Source organism: Streptomyces sp. H27-H5, assembly GCF_026627505.1.
GTDB lineage: Bacteria > Actinomycetota > Actinomycetes > Streptomycetales > Streptomycetaceae > Streptomyces.
In genome coordinates this window covers 85,132-105,119 of the sequence record NZ_JAPNLK010000006.1, presented here as the reverse complement: position 1 = coordinate 105,119, position 19,988 = coordinate 85,132, and the positions used below count along the sequence as shown (strand labels likewise).

17 protein-coding genes are annotated in these 19,988 nt (G+C 74.0%); 6 read left to right on the top strand and 11 right to left on the bottom strand.

Annotation, left to right across the window (positions count from 1 at the left end):
• Positions 1-73 precede the first annotated feature (73 nt).
• The 3 genes from OTB19_RS04315 to OTB19_RS04305 are packed head-to-tail and all read left to right on the top strand — an operon-like array spanning position 74 to position 4,247.
• Positions 74-2,215: a putative cobaltochelatase gene (locus tag OTB19_RS04315; RefSeq protein WP_267796576.1), complete on the top strand. Its 2,142-nt coding sequence runs from the start codon at positions 74-76 to the stop codon at positions 2,213-2,215.
• The gene (gene cobO / locus OTB19_RS04310) at positions 2,215-2,814 is read left to right on the top strand and encodes a cob(I)yrinic acid a,c-diamide adenosyltransferase (protein ID WP_267796575.1); all 600 of its coding nucleotides are present in this window, start codon (positions 2,215-2,217) and stop codon (positions 2,812-2,814) included. Before OTB19_RS04315 ends, cobO begins: the two co-directional genes overlap by 1 nt.
• Entirely contained in the window at positions 2,808-4,247 is a 1,440-nt protein-coding gene (locus OTB19_RS04305; protein ID WP_267796574.1) for a cobyrinate a,c-diamide synthase, read from the top strand. The genes cobO and OTB19_RS04305 overlap by 7 nt, the downstream gene beginning before the upstream one ends.
• Positions 4,248-4,270: 23 nt before the next feature.
• Here OTB19_RS04305 and OTB19_RS04300 read toward each other — a convergent pair whose 3' ends face one another.
• The gene (locus OTB19_RS04300; RefSeq protein WP_267796573.1) at positions 4,271-5,020 is read right to left on the bottom strand and encodes a ZIP family metal transporter; all 750 of its coding nucleotides are present in this window, start codon (positions 5,018-5,020) and stop codon (positions 4,271-4,273) included.
• Positions 5,021-5,129: 109 nt separating this feature from the next.
• Here OTB19_RS04300 and cobC point away from each other — a divergent pair, with 109 nt between their 5' ends.
• Positions 5,130-6,557, top strand: a complete 1,428-nt coding sequence (gene cobC / locus OTB19_RS04295; RefSeq protein WP_267796572.1) for an Rv2231c family pyridoxal phosphate-dependent protein CobC — start codon at positions 5,130-5,132, stop codon at positions 6,555-6,557.
• 147 nt (positions 6,558-6,704) lie between these two features.
• Complete coding sequence (locus OTB19_RS04290) at positions 6,705-7,925, top strand: CapA family protein (protein WP_267796571.1); 1,221 nt, start codon at positions 6,705-6,707, stop codon at positions 7,923-7,925.
• Positions 7,926-7,967: 42 nt separating this feature from the next.
• On the opposite strand, the gene OTB19_RS04285 is transcribed toward OTB19_RS04290, so the two are convergent.
• Positions 7,968-8,912, bottom strand: coding sequence for an SCO1860 family LAETG-anchored protein (locus OTB19_RS04285; RefSeq protein ID WP_267796570.1), 945 nt, complete (start codon positions 8,910-8,912; stop codon positions 7,968-7,970).
• A 307-nt stretch (positions 8,913-9,219) separates the two neighbouring features.
• Positions 9,220-10,323, bottom strand: a complete 1,104-nt coding sequence (locus OTB19_RS04280) for an amidohydrolase family protein (protein ID WP_267796569.1) — start codon at positions 10,321-10,323, stop codon at positions 9,220-9,222.
• Positions 10,324-10,387: 64 nt separating this feature from the next.
• Here OTB19_RS04280 and OTB19_RS04275 point away from each other — a divergent pair, with 64 nt between their 5' ends.
• Entirely contained in the window at positions 10,388-11,455 is a 1,068-nt protein-coding gene (locus OTB19_RS04275; protein ID WP_267796568.1) for a pyridoxal-phosphate-dependent aminotransferase family protein, read from the top strand.
• A 92-nt stretch (positions 11,456-11,547) separates the two neighbouring features.
• Here OTB19_RS04275 and OTB19_RS04270 read toward each other — a convergent pair whose 3' ends face one another.
• From OTB19_RS04270 to OTB19_RS04235, 8 genes are all read right to left on the bottom strand, one after another.
• Positions 11,548-12,606: an aminotransferase class V-fold PLP-dependent enzyme gene (locus OTB19_RS04270; protein ID WP_267796567.1), complete on the bottom strand. Its 1,059-nt coding sequence runs from the start codon at positions 12,604-12,606 to the stop codon at positions 11,548-11,550.
• A gap of 83 nt (positions 12,607-12,689) precedes the next feature.
• Positions 12,690-13,406, bottom strand: coding sequence for a DsbA family oxidoreductase (locus OTB19_RS04265; protein ID WP_267796566.1), 717 nt, complete (start codon positions 13,404-13,406; stop codon positions 12,690-12,692).
• A 119-nt stretch (positions 13,407-13,525) separates the two neighbouring features.
• Positions 13,526-14,044 (bottom strand): GNAT family N-acetyltransferase, encoded by a 519-nt coding sequence (locus tag OTB19_RS04260; RefSeq protein ID WP_267796565.1) that lies wholly within the window; start codon positions 14,042-14,044, stop codon positions 13,526-13,528.
• Positions 14,045-14,107: 63 nt separating this feature from the next.
• On the bottom strand, positions 14,108-15,556 hold the full coding sequence (locus OTB19_RS04255; RefSeq protein WP_267796564.1) for a peptidoglycan D,D-transpeptidase FtsI family protein: 1,449 nt from the start codon (positions 15,554-15,556) through the stop codon (positions 14,108-14,110).
• Positions 15,557-15,618: 62 nt separating this feature from the next.
• Positions 15,619-16,344 carry a response regulator transcription factor gene (locus OTB19_RS04250; RefSeq protein ID WP_267796563.1) on the bottom strand — a complete coding sequence of 242 codons (726 nt, stop codon included), beginning with the start codon at positions 16,342-16,344 and terminating at the stop codon, positions 15,619-15,621.
• Positions 16,341-17,630, bottom strand: coding sequence for a sensor histidine kinase (locus OTB19_RS04245; RefSeq protein WP_420716790.1), 1,290 nt, complete (start codon positions 17,628-17,630; stop codon positions 16,341-16,343). Before OTB19_RS04245 ends, OTB19_RS04250 begins: the two co-directional genes overlap by 4 nt.
• Before the next feature lie 240 nt (positions 17,631-17,870).
• Positions 17,871-18,821 (bottom strand): hypothetical protein, encoded by a 951-nt coding sequence (locus tag OTB19_RS04240; RefSeq protein WP_267796562.1) that lies wholly within the window; start codon positions 18,819-18,821, stop codon positions 17,871-17,873.
• Between the two features lie 290 nt (positions 18,822-19,111).
• Positions 19,112-19,918, bottom strand: a complete 807-nt coding sequence (locus OTB19_RS04235; protein ID WP_267796561.1) for an IclR family transcriptional regulator — start codon at positions 19,916-19,918, stop codon at positions 19,112-19,114.
• Between the last annotated feature and the right edge of the window lie 70 nt (positions 19,919-19,988).

The following is a 19,988-nucleotide window of genomic DNA, read 5'->3' as shown; positions in this document are numbered from 1 at the left end:
CCGCACATCCGAGGGGCCGCCGATCCGGCGGCACCGATGTCCATCGCAAGCCACTCGAAGGAGTGACCGTCTCATGAGCAGCGCCCACTTTCCGTTCTCGGCCGTGGTCGGGCAGGACGACCTGCGGTTGGCCCTGCTCCTCAACGCCGTGAGCCCGGCGGTCGGCGGCGTGCTCGTGCGCGGCGAGAAGGGGACCGCGAAGTCCACCGCCGTGCGCGCGCTCTCCGCGCTGCTGCCGCGGGTGGACGTCGTGCCCGGCTGCCGGTTCTCGTGCGCGCCCGCCGCGCCCGACCCCGACTGCCCCGACGGACCCCACGAGGCGGGTCCCGGCGGGGAGCGCCCGGCCCGGATGGTCGAGCTGCCCGTCGGCGCCTCCGAGGACCGTCTGGTCGGCTCCCTCGACATCGAACGCGCCCTGTCCGAGGGGGTGAAGGCCTTCGAGCCCGGCCTGTTGGCCGACGCGCACCGGGGGATCCTGTACGTCGACGAGGTGAACCTGCTCCACGACCACCTGGTGGACGTGCTGCTCGACGCCGCCGCGATGGGCGCCTCGTACGTCGAGCGCGAGGGCGTCTCCGTACGGCACGCGGCCCGGTTCCTGCTCGTCGGGACGATGAACCCGGAGGAGGGCGAGCTGCGCCCGCAGCTCCTGGACCGGTTCGGGCTGACCGTCGAGGTCGCCGCGTCGCGCGAGCCGGCGCAGCGCGTCGAGGTGGTGCGCCGCCGGCTGGCGTACGAGGACGACCCCGCCGGGTTCGCGAGCCGCTGGGCCGGTGACGAGCACGACGTGCGCGCCCGTGTGGTGGCCGCGCGGGCCCTGCTGCCGCGGGTCGTGCTCGGTGACACCTCGTTGTTGCAGATCGCCGCCACCTGCGCCGGTTTCGAGGTCGACGGCATGCGCGCCGACATCGTGATGGCCCGTACGGCGACGGCCCTGGCCGCCTGGGCCGGGCGGACCGACGTGGTCAAGGAGGACGTGCGGCAGGCCGCGCTGCTGGCGCTCCCCCACCGCCGCCGCCGGGCCCCGTTCGACGCGCCCGGCCTCGACGAGGACAAGCTGGACCGGATCCTGGACGAGTTCCCCGACGACGAACCGGAACCCGAACCGGAACCCGAGGGCCCGGACGACCGCGGCCCCGGCGACGAGGGCCCGGACGACGGCGGGCCGGACGGCGGCGGCGCGCCGCAGGACGAGGAGCCCCAGGCACCGGACTCCCCCGAGGCGCCGGGGACCCCCGACACCGGGGGGACCCCTGACGCCGGGGAGGCTCCCGACGCGCCGGAGTCCACCGAGGACCCGCGGTCCCCGGCCCCGCGGGGCGGCGCCCCGGAGCAGGCCGCCGTACGGGCCTCCGAGCCGTTCCGCACCAAGATGTTGAGCGTGCCCGGGCTCGGCGAGGGCGCGGCCGGCCGCCGCTCCCGTGCCCGGACGGCGCACGGCCGGACCACCGGCTCCCGGCGCCCCCGGGGGCAGCTGACGAAGCTGCACCTGGCCGCGACCGTGCACGCCGCCGCCCCGCACCAGAAGGCGCGCGGGCGCAGCGGGCGCGGGCTGGTGGTCCGCAAGGACGACCTGCGGCAGGCCACCCGGGAGGGCCGTGAGGGCAACCTGGTGCTCTTCGTCGTGGACGCGTCGGGTTCGATGGCCGCCCGGCAGCGCATGAGCGCGGTCAAGGGCGCCGTGCTGTCGCTGCTGCTGGACGCCTACCAGCGCCGGGACAAGGTCGGTCTGATCACCTTCCGGGGTGCGGGCGCCGAGCTGGCGTTGCCGCCGACGTCCTCGGTGGACGCGGCCGCCGCGCGGCTGGAGCAGCTGCCGACCGGGGGCCGCACACCGCTGGCCGCCGGTCTGTTGAAGGCGCGCGAGGTGCTGCGGATCGAGCGGCTGCGGGACCCTTCGCGGCGGCCGCTGCTGGTGGTCGTCACCGACGGGCGGGCCACGTCGGCCGGCGGTCTGGGCGGCGACGCGCGGGAGTTGGCCGGGCGCGGGGCGCGGCTGTTGGCCGCCGAGGGCGTCACCTCGGTCGTCGTCGACTGCGAGAGCGGGCCGGTCCGGCTGGGCCTGGCCGGGGTGTTGGCCGCCGATCTGGGCGGGCCCGCGGTCAGCCTCGACGGGCTGCGGGCCGACAGCCTGGCGGGGCTCGTGAAGAACGTTCGTACATCGGTGGAATCCGCCCGGTCGCCGCAGGGCGCCGGCAACAGGAGGGCCGCGTAATGCCGCAGGGACAGCCGTCCGTCGTTCCGGACGACGGACTCACGACGCGCCAGCGTCGCAACCGCCCCCTCGTCTTCGTCCACACAGGCCCCGGCAAGGGCAAGTCGACGGCGGCCTTCGGGTTGGCGCTGCGCGCCTGGAACCAGGGCTGGCCGATCGGGGTGTTCCAGTTCGTCAAGTCGGCGAAGTGGAAGGTCGGCGAGGAGAACGCGCTGAAGGTGCTCGGCGCCTCGGGCGAGGGCGGTTCCGTCGTCTGGCACAAGATGGGCGAGGGCTGGTCGTGGGTCCAGCGTGACGCGCAGCTCGACAACGAGCAGGCGGCCAAGGAAGGCTGGGAGCAGGTCAAGCGCGATCTGGCCGCCGAGACGCACCGGCTGTACGTGCTCGACGAGTTCGCGTACCCGATGCACTGGGGCTGGATCGACGTGGACGAGGTGATCGAGGTGCTGCGCAACCGTCCCGGCACCCAGCACGTGGTGATCACGGGTCGCAACGCGCCGGAGAGGCTGGTGGAGTTCGCGGACCTGGTCACCGAGATGACCAAGGTCAAGCACCCCATGGACGCCGGCCAGAAGGGCCAGAAGGGCATCGAGTGGTGACATCGCTCCCCATACCGCGCCTGGTGATCGCCGCGCCGTCCTCCGGCAGCGGCAAGACCACCGTCGCGACGGGCCTGATGGCGGCCTTCTCGGAACGCGGCCTCGCCGTGTCCCCACACAAGGCCGGGCCCGACTACATCGACCCGGGTTACCACGCGCTGGCCACCGGCCGGCCGGGGCGGAACCTGGACGCCTTCATGTGCGGGCCGGAGCTGGTCGCCCCGCTCTTCGCGCACGGGGCGGCCGGGTGCGACCTGGCCCTGATCGAGGGCGTGATGGGCCTGTACGACGGGGCTGCGGGGCGCGGCGAGCTGGCCTCGACGGCGCAGGTCGCCAAGCTGCTGCGGGCGCCGGTGGTCCTGGTCGTGGACGCCTCCTCGCAGTCGCGGTCGGTGGCGGCGCTGGTGCACGGCTTCGCCTCGTTCGACCCGCAGGTGCGGCTCGGGGGCGTGATCCTCAACAAGGTCGGCTCAGACCGGCACGAGGTCATGCTCCGGGAGGCCCTGGAGGAGGCCGGGATGCCGGTTCTGGGTGTCCTGCGGCGCGCTCCGCAGGTTGCGGCGCCCTCGCGGCACCTGGGGCTGGTACCGGTGGCCGAGCGCCGGGCCGACGCGGTGTCCTCGGTGGGGGCGCTCGCCGACCAGGTCCGGGCGGGCTGTGACCTGGACGCGCTGATGGCCCTGGCCCGGACCGCGCCGCCGCTGGACGGCGAGGCGTGGGACGCCGGCGCGGCGATCGCGTCGGCGTCGGGCCCGGCGGTGGGCGGGGCGCTCTCGGACGGCCTCGCGGAGGCCGGGCGGGGCGGCCGGCCGCTGGTCGCCGTGGCGGGCGGGGCCGCGTTCACGTTCTCGTACGCCGAGCACGCGGAGTTGCTCACCGCCGCAGGGGCGGACGTCGTCACCTTCGATCCGCTGCGGGACGAACGGCTGCCCGACGGGACCGCCGGGCTGGTGATCGGCGGCGGGTTCCCCGAGGTGTACGCGCCCGAGCTGTCCGCCAACGAGCCGCTGCGCGGGGCCGTCGCCGCCTTCGCCGCGGCCGGCGGACCGGTGGCGGCGGAGTGCGCCGGGCTGCTGTACCTCGGGGCGTCGTTGGACGGCAAGCCGATGTGCGGGGTGCTGAACGCGCGGGCCCGGATGTCGGAGCGGCTGACGTTGGGCTACCGCGAGGCGGTGGCGGTGTCCGACAGCTCGCTCGCCGTGGCGGGGACCAGGTTGCGCGGGCACGAGTTCCACCGCACGGTGATCGAGCCGGGCGCCGGTGCCTCGCCCGCGTGGGGGTTCACGCATCCCGAGCGTCGCGTCGAGGGGTTCGTGCGGGACGGGGTGCACGCCAGCTATCTGCACACGCACTGGGCGGCGGCCCCGGCCGTCGCACGGCGGTTCGCCGGGTCCGCCCGGCGCTTCGCGGAAGCCGCGGCGCCGGCCCGGTGACCTCGGTCCGCGCGCCGGTGGTCTCAGTCCGCGAGGCCGACCACGAGCCAGATCCCGGCCACCCCGCCCACCGTGCACATCAGCGTGGACAGGGCGGGGTGCTTGTGGTGCGCCTCGGGGAGGATCTCGGCGGCGGCCAGGTACAGCAAGGCACCGCCGAAGAAGCCCAGGTACGCTCCGAGCGGTTCCTCCGGAAGGGTGAACAGCAGAGTGGACGCGGCGCCCACGACGGGCGCGACCGCGTCGGCGAACAGCATCATCAGCGCCTTGCGGCGGTCGTTCCCGTAGAGCCGGGTCAGGGTGTACGTGTTGAATCCGTCGGCGAAGTCGTGGGTGATGACGGCCAGCGCCACGGCCACGCCCATGCCGCCGCCGACCTGGAAGGCCGCGCCCAGGGCCACTCCGTCGGCGAGGCTGTGGCCGACCATCGCGGCGGCGGCGGTGAGACCGACCTCGGGGACCCGGCCGCCGTGCTCGCCGCCGGCGCCGTCCCCGTCCGCGGCGCCGTGCGCGTGCTGCCGCACGGCCAGCAGGCGTTCCACCACGTGCGCGACGAGGAAGCCGGTGACGAAGAGCAGCAGGGCGAGCGGGACGCCGAAGACCTCCCGGCCGGCCGCGTGCATCGCCTCCGGGAGCAGGTCCAGGCCCACGACTCCGAGCATCAGCCCGCCGGCCAGGCCCAGCACGAGGTGGCGGCGGTCCGTGACGCGTTGCGCCGTCCATCCGCCCGCCAGCGTCATCAGGAACGCGCCCAACGCCACGATCACCGCCATGCGCCCCTGGATACCGGGCGCGGGCGGCCGGCGCACTTCCGCTCGCGGGTGGCGGGCATCAGCGTGTTGACGAATGTGATGTCGAGAGTGACGACGGAGGGAGGACCCCGTGGGTGAGTACGTGACGCCGCTGGTGGTGGGGGTGGGCGGACGCGCGGGGGTCTCCGTGGCGGAGGTCTGCGCCCTGGTCGAGGAGACGCTGCGCGGCGCGGGGCTGGCCACCGGGTCGGTGACGGCGCTGGCCACGGTGGAGTCGAAGACGGCGGAGGCGGGTCTCGCCGGGGCGGCGGAACGTTTCGGCGTACCGCTCGTCGGCTACTCCGCCGAGCGGCTGGCCGCCATCGTGGTGCCGCATCCCTCGGACGCGGTCCGCGACGCGGCCGGTACCTCCTCGGTGGCCGAGGCCGCCGCCCTCGCGGGGGGCGGGGACCTCCTCGTGCCCAAGCGCCGGTCGATGGCCGCCACCTGCGCCGTGGCCACCGCTCAGGCGCACGACCTGCGCCACCACGGGGACGCCGAGGTGTTGGACGCGGGTGAGGCGCTGGTGGACCTGGCCGTGAACGTACGGACGGACACGCCCCCGCAGTGGCTCAGGCGGCGGATCGCCGACTGTCTCGGCGACCTGGCCGCGTACCCGGACGGCCGGGCGGCCCGCGCGGCCGTCGCGGACCGGCACGGGCTGCCGGTGGAGCGCGTCCTGCTGACGGCGGGCGCGGCGGAGGCCTTCGTGCTGATCGCCCGGGCCCTGGGCGCCGTACGGCCCGTGGTGGTGCATCCGCAGTTCACCGAGCCCGAGGCGGCCCTGCGGGACGCCGGGCACCGGGTGGAACGGGTGGTGCTGAGCGCGGAGGACGGGTTCCGGCTGGACCCGGCCGAGGTGCCCGAGGACGCGGACCTGGTGATCGTGGGGAACCCGACCAACCCGACGTCGGTCCTGCACCCGGCGGCGGACCTGGCGCAGTTGGCCCGGCCGGGCCGGACCCTGGTGGTCGACGAGGCGTTCATGGACGCGGTCCCGGGGGAACGGGAGGCGCTGGCCGGGCGGATGGACGTGCCGGGACTGGTGGTGCTGCGGAGCCTGACCAAGACCTGGGGGCTGGCGGGGCTGCGGATCGGCTACGTGCTGGCGGAGCCCTCGGTGATCGCGAAGCTCGCGGCGGCGCAACCGCTGTGGCCGGTGTCCACTCCGGCGCTGGTGGCGGCGGAGGCCTGTGTGGCTCCGGCGGCACTGGCCGAGGCCGAGGCGGCCGCGCGGCGGATCGCGGTGGACCGGGCCCATCTGCTGGCCGGGCTCGCGGAGTTCGACGAGGTCACGGTGGCGGGGGTGGCGGAGGGGCCGTTCGTCCTGATCAAGGTGGCCGGGGCGGCGGAGATCCGTACCCGGCTGCGCGCGCTGGGCTTCGCGGTGCGGCGGGGTGACACCTTCCCCGGGCTGGACCCCTCGTGGCTGCGGCTGGCGGTGCGGGACCGCGCCACGACGGGCCGTCTCCTCCAGGCCCTGGACCACGCGCTCGCCCTGACCACGCGCTCGCCCTGACGACGCGGACCACGGGCTGAGCACGGACTGAGCTGAGCACGGCGGCCGGACCGGGGCCGCGGCCGGGGGGCAGGGCGGCCGTGGCGTGGGGGCTTGGGGTGAGCGAGGATCAGAGCGTCAGTCGTGCGTGAAACCGGGGGTTCGAGAATGAGGGCAGTCGCCAAGATGGGCGCCGCTGCGGCCGCGTTGGCAGTCGTGGGCGGCGCGGTCTACGCCGTGCCGCACCTGAGGGGCGGGGGCGGCGGGGCGAAGCCGGCCACGGAGCAGCGGCTGGGCGCGAAGCCCACCGGTGCGGCGCCGGCGCCGGCCGGGACGCCGTTCACCCTGGTGGCGACCGGCGACATCATCCCGTACCCGTCGATCATCCAGCGGGCGGCCGACGACGCCGAGGGCACCGGCCGGGCCCACGACTTCCAGAAGATCCTCGCGGGGGTCAAGCCCCTGATATCCGCCGCCGACCTGGCGATATGCCACCACGAGATACCCTACGGGCGCCCCGGCGGCCCCTACACGGGCTACCCCGCCTTCAAGGCGCCCCACGAGTTGGCCGACGGCCTCAAGGACGCCGGGTACGACAGTTGCTCGACCGGCTCCAACCACACGCTCGACGACGGCTACGACGGTCTCGTCCGCACCCTCGACCACCTCGACCGGGTCGGCATCAAGCACGTCGGATCGGGCCGCAGCGCCGACGAGGCGAAGGCCCCCGCGCTCGTGCGGGCGGGCGGCGCGCAGATCGCCCAGTTGGACTACACGTACGGGACGAACGGCATCCCGATCCCGGCCGGCAAGCCCTGGTCCGTCAACCTGATCGACAAGGCGCGGATCATCGCCGACGCCCGCGCGGCGCGGGCGGCGGGCGCGAACGTCGTCGTCCTGAGCGTCCACTGGGGCACGGAATGGCAGACGGCGCCCGACCAGCAGCAGCGGGAGCTGGCGCAGGCCCTGACCGCGTCGCGCGGCGCCGACGGCCTCCCCGACATCGATCTGATCCTCGGCACGCACAACCACGTCCCGCAGCCCTACGAGAAGATCAACGGCACCTGGGTGGTCTTCGGCATGGGCGACCAGGTGGCCAGCTTCTACGAGGCCGAGAAGGCGCGCGGCAACATGTCCTCGATCCCCCGCTTCACCTTCTCGCCGGCGAAGGGCCGGCCGGGGCGCTGGGAGGTGGTGAAGGCCGAGTACCTGACGCAGTACTCGGACATGACCCCGCCGTTCCGAGTCGTCTGCACCTCCTGCGCCGCCGGCGACGACACCCTGTCCGCGGCCGACAAGAGCCGGTACGCCGCCGTCGACCGGCAGATCACCGCGGCCGTGGCCTCGCGCGGCGCGCATGCCCAGGGACTGGAGCACGCCACCCGCTGAGCCCGGCCGCGGCCGTCCGCCGTCGCCCGCCGGCGCTTGCCGCTACGGGGTCGCCCGGCCGCGCCGGGTCACGACGAGCGCGCCCGCCCCGATGCCGAGCAGGAGCAGTGCCCCGCCGGCCACCCAGGGGGTCACCGAAGCCGCCCCGGTCTCGGCGAGGTTGCTCGCGCCGGCGGGGGTGGCGGCGGGCTCGGAGACGGTGACGTTGGAGCCGGTGGCGGCCTGCGGCTTGACGTCGGGCCGGGCGGGGGCGGAGGCGCTCGGCCCCGGACCCGGACCGGACGGGGACTCGCAGCGCGCCTCCGCCAACACGATGTCGCCCTCGACCTGTGCGACGTTCAGGTCCAGCGGGTTCACCGACACCTTCAGCCGGAGCGCGGCGGCGGCGGCCGTGGTGGAGGTGGTCTCCGTACCGGACAGCTCCAGGCTCACCAGCCCGACCTTCGGCACCTCCACCTTGGTGGGGCCGCCCGCGGTGAGGGTGACCTTCTTGCCGAGGACGGTGACGTTGCCCAGGACGTTCGCGCTCGCCACCGGCTTCTTGCCGGCCTCGCACACCGCCTTGGAGGTGACCTTCTCGACCTGGATGAGGGAGAGCAGCGGCAGACCGGGGACGTGGACCTTGGCCTTGGCCAGGTTGACCTCGGCCTCGGCGCGCTTCTTGTCGGCGGTCGCCTTGGAGGTGGCGACCTCGGCCCGCAGCACGCTCACCGGCTTGCCCTCGTCGACCCCGTCGAGGGCCACGGAGAGCACGGTCTTCTCGGCGGCGGCCGGGGCGCTGACCTCGTTGAGCGTGGTCTTCAGCGGGACGTGCACGCTCTTGTTGAGCAGGCCCACGTCCAGTCCGGCCCGCAGGACGACGGCTCCGGCCCTGCCTTCGCTCCCGGCGCCGCCGCCCGTGGCGAAGGCGGGCGGCGCGGTGAGCAGGGCCACCGCCCCCGTCGCGAGCAGGGCGGCCGCGGGCATGCGGAAGGTGTTGCTGTTCAAGATGGTGGAACCCCCGGGGAGATGGGTGCCGTCGCGCCGCCAATGGGGGACATTGCGCGCGCCGACGGCCTCGACCCTCGGAATCTTTACGCACTGTGGGTGAACGGGCGGCAACCTGGCGTGAGTTCACCCCAACGGGTGGTTTTCACGCACGCTTTCGATTCTTTACGCCTCAGGAGGGCCCAGAAGGACTCCGGAGGAACGGAAGTTTCCCTCCGCCGGCGTCCCGATGCCCCGATCAGGCACTCCTAACGACGGCCGGGCCCGCGATGTCACGCCCGGTCAACCGCGCTCCACGGGGCAGGGCTCAGGCGCGGACCTTCCCGTCGACCACGACCCGCAGTGGCTGCGCCAACGCCCGTACGTCGGCGCGTGGGTCGGACGCGTAGACCACGAGGTCCGCCGGCGCCCCCTCGACCAGACCGGGCCTGCCGAGCCACTCCCGCGCCGCCCAGGCGGTCGCCGACAGGGCCTCCAGCGGCGGGATTCCGGCCTTCACCAGCTCCGCCACCTCGGCGGCGACCAGGCCGTGCGGCAGGGAGCCCCCCGCGTCGGTGCCCACGTACACCGGGACGCCGGCGTCGTAGGCGGCCCGGACGGTGTCGTAGCGGCGCTCGTGGAGCCGGCGCATGTGCGCGGACCAGCGCGGGAACTTGGCGTCACCGCCCGCCGCCAGCTTCGGGAACGTCGCGATGTTCACGAGGGTCGGCACGATCGCCACCCCGCGTTCCGCGAACAGCGGGATGGTGTCCTCGGTCAGGCCCGTGGCGTGCTCGACGCAGTCGATGCCCGCCTCGACCAGATCGCGCAACGAGTCCTCCGCGAAACAGTGCGCGGTGACCCGGGCGCCGAGGCGGTGGGCCTCCGCGATGGCCGCCTCGACCTCGGCGCGCGGCCAACAGGCCGTCAGGTCACCGGCGTCGCGGTCGATCCAGTCGCCGACGAGCTTCACCCAGCCGTCGCCGCGCAGCGCCTCGCGGCCGACGTACTCGACGAGGTCGGCCGGCTCGATCTCGTGGGCGTAGTTGCGGATGTAGCGGCGGGTGCGGGCGATGTGCCTGCCCGCCCGGATGATCTTCGGGAGGTCCTCGCGGTCGTCGATCCAGCGGGTGTCGGAGGGGGATCCGGCGTCGCGGATCAGGAGGGTTCCGGCGTCCCGGTCGGCGAGTGCCTGCACCTCGGCCGTGGCGGCGTCCACGGGCCCGTGCGCGTCGAGCCCCACGTGGCAGTGCGCGTCGACCAGGCCCGGCAGCGCCCAGCCGGAGACCTCGGTGACGTCGCGGGCGCCGCGCGGGCGCTCGTACGAGATCCGGCCGCCGACGACCCACAGTTCGTCGCGTACGTCGTCGGGCCCCACGAGGACCCGTCCCCTCACGTGCAGCACATCGCCCGGACCGCTCACATCGCTCATGTCGGCACCCTACGCGGGTGCTCGGTAGGCTCGACCGGTAACCCCGGACGAGGAGAGCACCGCCGTGAACCACCCCCTGCTGGACCTTCCGCCGCTCACCGCGGCGCGCTTCGCGTCGATCGAGCGGGGGGTCGCGGAACTCCTCGACACCCGGCAGGACGTGGTGATCACCCAGGGCGAGGCGCTGCTGCCGCTGGAGGGCTGCATCCGCTCGGGGGCCAGGCCGGGTTCGACGGCGCTGAACATCGTGACCGGGCCGTACGGGACCACCTTCGGCAACTGGCTGCGCGACGGCGGGGCAACCGTGGTGGACCTGGCCGTGCCGTACGACACCGCGGTGACCGCCGCGCAGGTCGCCGAGGCGCTGGAGGCGCACCCGGAGATCGACTTCGTCTCGCTGGTGCACGCCGAGGCGGCCACCGGGAACACCAACCCGATCGCGGCGATCGGTGAGGTCGTACGGGCCCACGGCGCGCTGTTCATGCTGGACGCGGTGGCGTCGGTGGGCGCGGAGCCCCTGCTCCCGGACGCGTGGGGCGTGGACCTGTGCGTGATCGGCGCGCAGAAGGCGATGGGCGGTCCGGCCGGCGTCTCGATGGTGTCGGTGTCGGAGCGGGCGTGGGCCCGGTTCGCGGAGAACCCTGCCGCGCCCCGCCGCTCCTACCTGTCGCTGCTGGACTGGAAGGAACGCTGGATCGACGGCGGTCGCACGGCGCTGCCGCACGCGCCGGCGCAGTTGGAGATGCTCGCGCTGGAGGCCTGCCTGGAGCGGATCTCGGCCGAGGGCCTGACCGCGGTCGAGGCCCGGCACGCGGCGGCGGCGCGAGCCACCCGCGCCGGCGCGGCGGCCCTGGGTGTGGCCCCGTACGTCACGGTGGCCGCGGAGGCCGCGCCGGTGGCGACCACCCTGCGGGTTCGCGGGGCGTCGGCGGTGGTGGCCAAGGCGCTGTCGGTGGACCCGTCGGTCCCGCTCGCGGCGGGCGGCGGGGCGCCGGCCGAGGAGATGCTCCGGGTCAACCACTACGGTGCGGCGGCCGATCTGGCCGTCGTCCGGGGCTCGTTGACGGCCCTGGCCGCGGCACTGTCCGCCGACCCGGCCGAGGCGGTGGCGGCGGCGACCGCGGCCTGGTGACGGCGCGGGTCCCGGACCCCCGAGGGGGACCGGGACCCGGACGTGCGGCGGCTGGTCGGGTTCGGTGCGGCGGTTCGGCGGCGCGGTGGGTTTCAGCCGGCGAGCACGTCCAGCAGTCTGTCGACGTCGGCCTCGGTGTTGTACAGGTGGAACGAGGCCCGCAGCGAACCGGCGCGGGCCGCCACGGCGATGCCGGCCGACTGGAGTGCGGGCTGCCGGTCGGCCAGGCCCGGGACGGACACGATGGGCGCGCCGCCCGGCACGGGCTCGTGGCCGATGCGGGCGAGGCCGGCCCGGTAGCGGGAGGCCAGCGCGGTGTCGTGGGCGTGGACGGCGGCGAGGCCGATCCGCTCCAGCAGCGCCAACGAGGGCGCGGCGGCGTGGTAGGCGAGGAAGGCCGGGGACTCGTCGAAGCGTCGCGCCCCGTCGGCCGGTCGGGACATCGGCCCGTAGGTGGCGTCCGCCGGCGCTCCGGCGGCGGCCCAGCCCGCGTGCAGGGGGGTGAGGCCCTCCTGGGCCTCCCGCGAGACGGTCAGGTACGAGACCCCGCGCGAGCCGAGCAGCCACTTGAAGCCGGCGGTGACCGTGTAGGCGTACGGCGACGCGTCGAAAGGCATCCATCCCGCGGCCTGGGTGGCGTCCACCAGGACCCGCGCGCCGTGCGCGGCCGCGGCGGCGCGCACCGCCGCGAGGTCGGCCGTGCGGCCGTCGGAGGACTGCACGGCGCTCAGCGCGACCAGCGCGGTGTCCGGGCCGACGGCCTCGGCCATCGCCCCCAGCGGGGCGAAGCGGACCTTGAGGTCCGCGCGCACCACGAACGGGTTGATCACCGAGGCGAAGTCGCCCTCGGGGCACAGCACTTCGGCGCCGGCCGGGAGCGAGGCCGAGACGAGACCGACGTGGCCGGCCACGGTCGAGCCGACGGCGACCCGGTCGGACGGGACCCCCACCAGCCGTGCGAAGGAGTCCCGTGCCCGGTTCACCCGGTCGAAGTCGCCGGATCCGGCGGGGAGTCCGGCCCCGGCCGCCTCGGCCAGGGCCCGTACCTCCGCGACCGCGGAACGCGGGAGGACGCAACAGGTCGCGGTGTTCAGGTAGGTGGTGGTGTGCGCGAACTCGGCCCGGACGGCCTCGGCAAGGGGAAGGTCCATGGACCCACTGTGAGCGGCAAACGCCCCCCAGTCCATCACCGGGTTCCGGACACCCACCCGAGGTTCCCCTCAGGTGGGTGGGCTCACGCCTTCGGTACGGCGCAGGCCCCGTCGGGTTCGCAGACCTCCGCGTCGGAGGCCGCGGCGACGGGTGCGAGGGTCTCGCGGCCGGCCCAGGCCTGCTCCAGCGCCTGGGTGAACACCTCGGCCGGCTGGCCGCCGGAGATTCCGTAGCGACGGTCGAAGACGAAGAACGGGACGGCGTTGGCCCCCAGCTCGGCGGCCTCGCGCTCGTCGGCCCGTACCGCCTCGGCGTAGGCGGAGGAGTCGGCGAGGACCGTACGGGCCTCCGCCTCGTCCAGTCCGGCCTCCACGGCCAGCGCGAGGAGCACCTCGGGGTCGAAGACGCTGCGCTCCTCGGCGAAGTTGGCGCGGTAGGCGAGGTCGAGGAGCTCTTCCTGGCGGCCTCGGGCGGCGGCCAGGTGCAGCAGGCGGTGGATGTCGAAGGTGTTGCCGTGGTCACGCCCCTCGACCCGGTAGGTGAGCCCCTCCGCGCGTGCGCTCGCCGCGACGTGCTCCTCCATGCCGCGCGCCTCGTCGAGGGTGCGGCCGTACTTCCTGGCCAGCATCTCCACGACGGGCGCCACGACGCCCTTGGCTCCGCCGGGGTCGAGCTCGAAGGACCGGAAGACGATCTCCACCTCGTCGCGGTGCGCGAACTCGGCCAGCCCCTTCGTGAAACGGGCCTTGCCGATGTAGCACCACGGGCAGGCGATGTCGCTCCAGATCTCGACGCGCATGTTCCTTCTTCTCTCCGTGTTCGGGAACCCGGCCGGTCTCCTCGTGGGGGGACGCGGCCGACGGGCGCCGCGCCCTTCGCGGCACGGCGGTTTCCGGTTCAACCAACCTGGGAGTCGTCTCATTCCCCGGACAACGGCCGTGCGCCGGCCGCCTTCGACCGGGGCTCCGCGCCGTCGGCGACCCGCAGCCAGAGCGTGAGGTGGGACCCGGAGCGGTCGGCGGCGGGATCCGGGCGCCAACCGTGCGAGGCGTAGAAGGCCTGGGCGCGCAGGTTGTGCTCGAAGACCTCCAGTCGTACCCGATCGACGCCCGCCCGACGCCAGACGTCCAGGCAGGCGGCGTGCAGGGCCGCCCCGGTGCCCTGCCGCCAGTGGTCGGGGTCGACGTGCAGCTGGGTGAGCGTGGCCTGCCCCTCGGCGGTGCGGAACGCGGCGACCCCCGTGAGCACCCCGTCCCGCTCCGCGCAGAACACCCCGCCCTCGGCGCCGGCCCGGGACCAGCCCTCGCGGGTCCGCGCGAACCCCTCGTCCCCGCCGTGGACCGCCTCGGGGACCCGACCTCGGTAGTAGGTGGAGCGGGCCCGGGTGTGGAGGGCGGCGATGGCGTCGAGATCGGCGGGGAGCGCGGTCCGGATCATGGGAAGGGAAACGCGCCGGGAACCGTGTCGGTTCCCGGCGCGTCGGCTACGCGTTCGAGGCGGCTACTTCTTCAGCCACGTCGACATCATCTTCTGCGCGATCGGCGCGGCGAGCCGGCCGCCGCCGATCTCGGAACGGTCCGTGTCCGAGTTCTCGATGACGACCGCCACGGCGATCTGCCGGTCCCCCGCCTTCCCGTACGAGGTGAACCAGGCGAGCGGCGACTGGCTGTTGTTCACGCCGCGCTGCGCTGTACCGGTCTTGCCGCCCACCTCGGCGCCCGCGACCTGGGCGGGCCTGCCGCCGCCCTCGGTGGCGACCGTCCGCATGGCGTCCTGGAGCATGGACGCCGTCTTGGCGCTCATGACCTCGTCGGTCTTCGGGTCCTTCAGGCTCTCCAGCACGTTGCCGTTGGCGTCCGTGACCTCGGAGACCATGTGCGGGCCGACGAGCTTGCCGCCGTTCTCGATCGCGGCGGTCACCATCGCCATCTGGAGCGGGGTGGCCTGCACGTCGAATTGGCCGATACCCGTCTGTGCGACCTGGTCGACCGACATCTTCTTCGAGGGGTACTTGCTCGGCGGGTTCGTCCGCACCGGGGTGTCGATCTGCGCGTTGAAGCCGAGCTTCTCGGCCATCTTCAGCATCTTGTCCTGACCCAGCTTGTGCGCGAACTCCGCGAACACGTTGTTGCAGGACAGCCTCAGGGCGGTGCGCGACGAGACGTTGTTGCACATCTCGTCCGGGACCTCGCTCTTGAGCTTGGTCGTGGTGCCGGGAATCGTGTAGTTGCCCGGGACGGACGCGTTCTGGTCGATGCTCGTGACCAGGCCGTTCTCGATGGCCGCCGCGAGGGTGACCAGCTTGAAGGTGGAACCGGGCGCCTGCGGCTTGCGCAGCGCGCTGTTCTCCATGGCCTTGCCGTTCTCGGCGGACAGTTCCGCCCAGGCCTTCGTGTCGTTGGCTCCGGCGATGCGGCCGGGGTCGAACGACGGATTGTTCACGACGGCGAGGATCTCGCCGGTCGCCGGGTCGATGGCCACGGCGGAGCCCTGCTTGCCCTGGAGCGCGTCGTAGGCGGCCTTCTGGACACCCTTGTCGATGGTGGTCAGGACGTTGCCCGGGGCGGCCCGCTTGTTCGTGAGCGTGTCCATCACCGTCTTGAGGCGGTTGTCGGAGCCGTTGAGGATGTTCTTGTAGACACCCTCCAACATCGACGTGCCGAACGCCTGGGAGCTGAACCCGGTGATCGGCGCGTAGAGCGGACCGTCGGTGTACGTGCGCTTGTACCCGAAGTCCTTGCCGCCCGTCTTCACGGAGCCGGTGATCGCCTCCCCGCCCACGATGATGTTGCCCAACGGGTTCTCGTACTGCCCGATGAGGTTCCGTCGGTTGTTCTTGTCGTCTGCGAGGGCCTGGCCTTGGTATGCCTGCACCCAGGTGACGCGGACCAGCAGGGCCAACACCAGAAGCAGACAGAAGACCGACGCACGCCTGATCGTTTTGTTCATCCTCAAGAAGGACGTGTCAACGGCTCCGGGCGTTCCGCTCCGGCCCGATTGTGGCGGGGTTCTCAGTGTTTCCTCATGAGGAAGCCTCCCTCGTAGGCCGCGATGACCGCCTGTGTACGGTCCCGGGAGCCGGTCTTCGCGAGGACGGCGGCCACGTGCGTCTTGATCGTCTGCGGGCCGACGCCCAGGTGCTCGCTCATCTCGTGGTTGGAGAGTCCGGTGGCGATCAGGCGCAGTACGTCGGCCTCCCGATCGGTGAGCCGGGCCACCCACGGAGCCACGCCGAGCGGGCCGGCGGCCGAGTGCGGGGAGCGGGAGTGCGGGGGGCCGGAGTGCGGGGGGCCGGAGTGCGGGGCGGGGGCGTACATGGCGGCCAGCGACCGGACGGCCGCCGGGAAGAGCAGCGAGTCGCCGCGACCGACGAGCCGGACCGCGCCGATCAGCTCGTCGGGGTCGGCCCGCTTCAACAGGAAACCGGCCGCGCCGGCGCGCAGCGCCTCGTAGACGTAGGAGTCGGTCTCGAAGGTGGTGACGACCACGATCCGAGGCGGGGCGGCCATGGTGGCGAGGATCCGCTCCGTGGCCCGGATGCCGTCGATCTCGGGCATCCGTACGTCCATCAGCACCACGTCGGGCGCCAGCGAACGGACCAGCGGAACGACCTCCGCCCCGGAGCCGGCCTCGCCGACGACCTCCAGATCCGGTTCGGCCTCCAGGATGACCCGCAGGGCCGTCCGCACCATCCGCTCGTCGTCCGCGATCACGATCCGCAGCGCGGGCCGGGTCATCGCCCACCCCCGCCCAGCGGCAGGACGGCCCGCAGCCGCCACAGGCCGTCGTACGGGCCGGCCTCGACGGCCCCGCCGAGGAGGGCGGCCCGCTCGCCGATCCCGCGGAGCCCCCGACCTCCGGTGGCCCGGCGCTCACGCTCCCCGCTCGCGGCGGAGGCCGGCGGGTTGGTCATGGTGATCTCCAGTTCCCGGTGTCCGTGCGGTTGCGGATGCGGGCCCTGATCGTGCTCGCCGTCCCCGTCGCGCAGCACGATGCGCAGTTCCACGGCGCCGGCCCCGTGGCGCAGGGCGTTGCTCAGGCCCTCCTGGACGATCCGGTAGGCCTCGCGGGAGGTGATCGCCGGGAGTCGGGCCCAGTCGCCGGCGCGCCCGGGGTCCAGGTGGGCGGTGATCGGGGTACCGGCGGCCCGGGAGCGGGCCAGCAGCCCGTCGAGGTCGCCGGCGAGGGTGGGGGCCGGTTCCGTGCCCGGCCCGGACGGGTCGTGCGGGCCGCCCTCGCCCTCCTCGCGCAGGAGACCGAGCACCGCGTCCAGCTCGCCGACCGTCCGCCGGGTGGTCTCCTCGATGGCGGTCAGCGCCTCGCGGACGAACACGGGGTCACGGTCCAGGACCAGCCGGGCCGCACTCGCCTGGAGGGTGACGGCGCTCAGCGCGTGCCCGACCGCATCGTGCAGCTCCCGGGCCAGCCGGTTGCGCACCGCCAGGTCGGCGGCCCGCTCCTCGGCCACCGCCAACCGGTCCGCCGGGGTGGGGCCGAGCAGGACCGGCGCCAGCCTGGCCAGCAGCGCCCCGGCGCCCGCGACGCACCACCCGAGCCCGACGAGCAGCGCCACCCCGAGCAGTGGAGCCGTATAGGGCCGGGCCTCGCCGTCGAGCCAGAACAGCCCGAGGTCGGAGTGGCGCAACGGGTCCGTGAACGGTGCCACGATGAGCACCACCGCCAGCGGCGGCAACGCCAGGCACATCCCGCTGACCAGCGCGCCCACCCCCAGGTGCGCGGTCCACCAGGCCGAACCGCGTGCCCGGGCCGACCAGGACCGGGCCGGGCCCTCCGCCAGCCCCTCCCCCGGCACCCCGCACAGGGCGCGCACCGCGGCGACCGACATGGGCCGGACCAACCCGAACGCCCCGGTCGCGGCGGCGAGGGGCAGGGCCGCCCCGTAGGCGGCCAGGGCCAGCGGGAGGGAGGTGAGGGTGTTGCGCCCGCCCGCGACCACCCCGACCACCACCTGGGTCAGCAGGAAGTACGGCATCAGCAGGGCCCCGCCGAGTATCTGGTGCACCCACCGCAACCGCGCCCGCGCCCCGAACCACCGGCCCCACGGACCCGACCGACGCCCCGAACCCGACACCCCCACAACCTCCCACCGAGCCACCGGACTCCACCGCCCCACAGGCCGAACCGAACCGCTGGACCGAACCGAACCCCAGGACCGGACCGAACCGCAGGGCCGAACCGCTGGACCCGATCACCCCACCGGACCCCGACCGCCCCGGCCGCACGCGTGTCACCGCCGGTCGCTTCAGGCCGCGCGGCGGGCGGCGAGGAACCGCGTGAGAACCGTGACGGCGAGCAGTCCGATGATCATTTGGGCAGCGTAGAGCAGAACGGTCGCGGCGGTGGGTCGTTCGTCCGGCCCCGACCCTGCGCCCAGCAGGGCGACGGCGAGCCACATCCCCCAACTCAGCGTCGCGGACGAACCGATCCAGGCCACGGCCAACGGCCCCCGCGCCCGTCTGCTCCCGCCCCGGGCCAGCCACACCGAACCCGCCCCTGCGGCCAGGGCACATATCGCGTGGGCGACGGACACCACTCCCGAATCCGAGGAGTACCGCGCGATCTGCGTCGGGTTCTGTCCGGCCGTGCCGCCGAAGCCCCAGTACACGTACGCGGCGGCCACCGCCAGGGCCATGACCGCCGCGGCTCCCGCCACCACCCCCGTGGATGGCGGGAGCCGCTCGCCCAGGCGCCCCTGCCACCGCCGGCCCCAGCGCTGCCGCGCGTAGGGCACGAACAGCCCGGCCAGGGCCACGGCCTGGACGATGAACCCCAGGTAGACGACGTTGAACACCCAGGGTTCGAGGAAGGGCTCCCTGGCCGCGCGCTCGGCTGCGTCCGGGCCCGATCCCAGTGCCGCCACGAGTAGTTGGCCGGGATAGCCGAGGACGATCGGCGTGAGCAGTCCGGTGGCGGCGAAGACCGGGACGGTCAACAGCCGGGCCGGCACCCTCAGGCCCCGGGGACGGGTCAGGACCAGGGCGAGCAGCACCACGCCCGAGTCCATGACCAGGGAGAGGGCATTCATCAGGGGGAGGATCAGTCCCGGACCGAGCAGGTCACTGCCGTCGGGTATGCCCAGGTGACTCCCCGCCAGCCAGGCGGACTTGAGCGTCAGATACGGCACGGTGGCGGCGATCGCCACCGCGCGCAGGATCCGCCGCCCGACCCCCAGTGCGGGTCCGGATTCCGGCACAGGCGTGGATTCCGGCACAGGCGTGGATCCGGGCACAGGCGTGGGTGCGGGTGAGGAGGGTTGCGGGTCGGAGGTCGGTGGCTGCGGGTGAACGGTTGCTCCGGTCATGACTCAACGGTCCCGTGCGCCGCCCCGCCGCACCTCCCCCTCATTGGGGAACCTCCTCCCCCACGCGGGGGAGGACGCATCGATTCCGCCGCCCGACCCCGGCCCGCCGACCCACCCGCCCCGCATCACACCCCCCAGGCCACACCCCTCACGTCACACCGCTCACGTCACGTCCCCCCACGTCACATCCGCCGCGTCACCACCGACAGCCGGTCCCGCGCCTCGAACAACGACGCCTTGATCAGCTGCTCGTGCCCGTCCGTCAGCCGCGCCACCGGCACCGAACAGCTCACCGCGTCCCTCGCCGGCGTCCGGTACGGCACCGCCACGCCGAAGCAACGCAGCCCCAGCGTGCTCTCCTCCCGGTCCACCGCGTAGCCCTGTTCCCGTACCAGCGCCAGCTCGTCCACGAGCCGGTCGCGGTCGGTGATGGTGTGCTCGGTGACCGCCTCCAGCCGTCGCGGGAGCAGCCGTCGCACCTCGTCGTCGGTGTGCGTGGCCAACAGTGCCTTGCCGAGCGCCGTGGAGTGGACCGGCAGCCGCCGCCCGACCCGGGTGAACGGCCGCAGGTGGTGCCGGGACTGTCGGGTGGCGAGGTACACCACGCTCGTCCCGTCCATGCGGGCCAGGTGGATGGTCTCCGTCGTGTCGTCGGAGAGCCGGTCCAGGGTGGGCCGGGCCGCCGCCACCACCTCGTCGCCGTCGATGTACGAGCTGCCGACGAGCAGGGCCCGTACTCCTATGCCGTAGCGCGTGCCGGTCGCGTCCGTCTCCACCCAGCCCAGGTTCACCAGGGTGCGCAGCAGCATGTAGAGGCTGGACTTCGGCAGGGAGAGGTCGTGCTGGATGTCGGCGAGGCTGTGCAGCCCCGGCCGCGCCGCGAAGTGCTCCAGCAACAGCACCGTGCGCACCGCCGACTTGACGGCCGCGTGCGTGCCCGAACCCCCCGGCTCCGCACCCCCCGACCCGGCGGACTCAGCTGTGGTCATTCGCCTTCGTGCCCCTCTTGTCTCTTGTCAACCCGGAAGACGCGGAAATAGAGTCCACGATGGATGTGAT

What these genes read in the sequence shown, in the direction of transcription:
- OTB19_RS04315 (WP_267796576.1), top strand. Translation starts at nt 74, where the DNA reads ATGAGCAGCGCCCACTTTCCGTTCTCGGCCGTGGTCGGGCAGGACGAC.
- cobO (WP_267796575.1), top strand. Translation starts at nt 2,215, where the DNA reads ATGCCGCAGGGACAGCCGTCCGTCGTTCCGGACGACGGACTCACGACG.
- OTB19_RS04300 (WP_267796573.1), bottom strand. Translation starts at nt 5,020, where the DNA reads ATGGCGGTGATCGTGGCGTTGGGCGCGTTCCTGATGACGCTGGCGGGC.
- OTB19_RS04290 (WP_267796571.1), top strand. Translation starts at nt 6,705, where the DNA reads ATGAGGGCAGTCGCCAAGATGGGCGCCGCTGCGGCCGCGTTGGCAGTC.
- OTB19_RS04280 (WP_267796569.1), bottom strand. Translation starts at nt 10,323, where the DNA reads ATGAGCGATGTGAGCGGTCCGGGCGATGTGCTGCACGTGAGGGGACGG.
- OTB19_RS04270 (WP_267796567.1), bottom strand. Translation starts at nt 12,606, where the DNA reads ATGGACCTTCCCCTTGCCGAGGCCGTCCGGGCCGAGTTCGCGCACACC.
- OTB19_RS04265 (WP_267796566.1), bottom strand. Translation starts at nt 13,406, where the DNA reads ATGCGCGTCGAGATCTGGAGCGACATCGCCTGCCCGTGGTGCTACATC.
- OTB19_RS04260 (WP_267796565.1), bottom strand. Translation starts at nt 14,044, where the DNA reads ATGATCCGGACCGCGCTCCCCGCCGATCTCGACGCCATCGCCGCCCTC.
- OTB19_RS04255 (WP_267796564.1), bottom strand. Translation starts at nt 15,556, where the DNA reads ATGAACAAAACGATCAGGCGTGCGTCGGTCTTCTGTCTGCTTCTGGTG.
- OTB19_RS04250 (WP_267796563.1), bottom strand. Translation starts at nt 16,344, where the DNA reads ATGACCCGGCCCGCGCTGCGGATCGTGATCGCGGACGACGAGCGGATG.
- OTB19_RS04235 (WP_267796561.1), bottom strand. Translation starts at nt 19,918, where the DNA reads ATGACCACAGCTGAGTCCGCCGGGTCGGGGGGTGCGGAGCCGGGGGGT.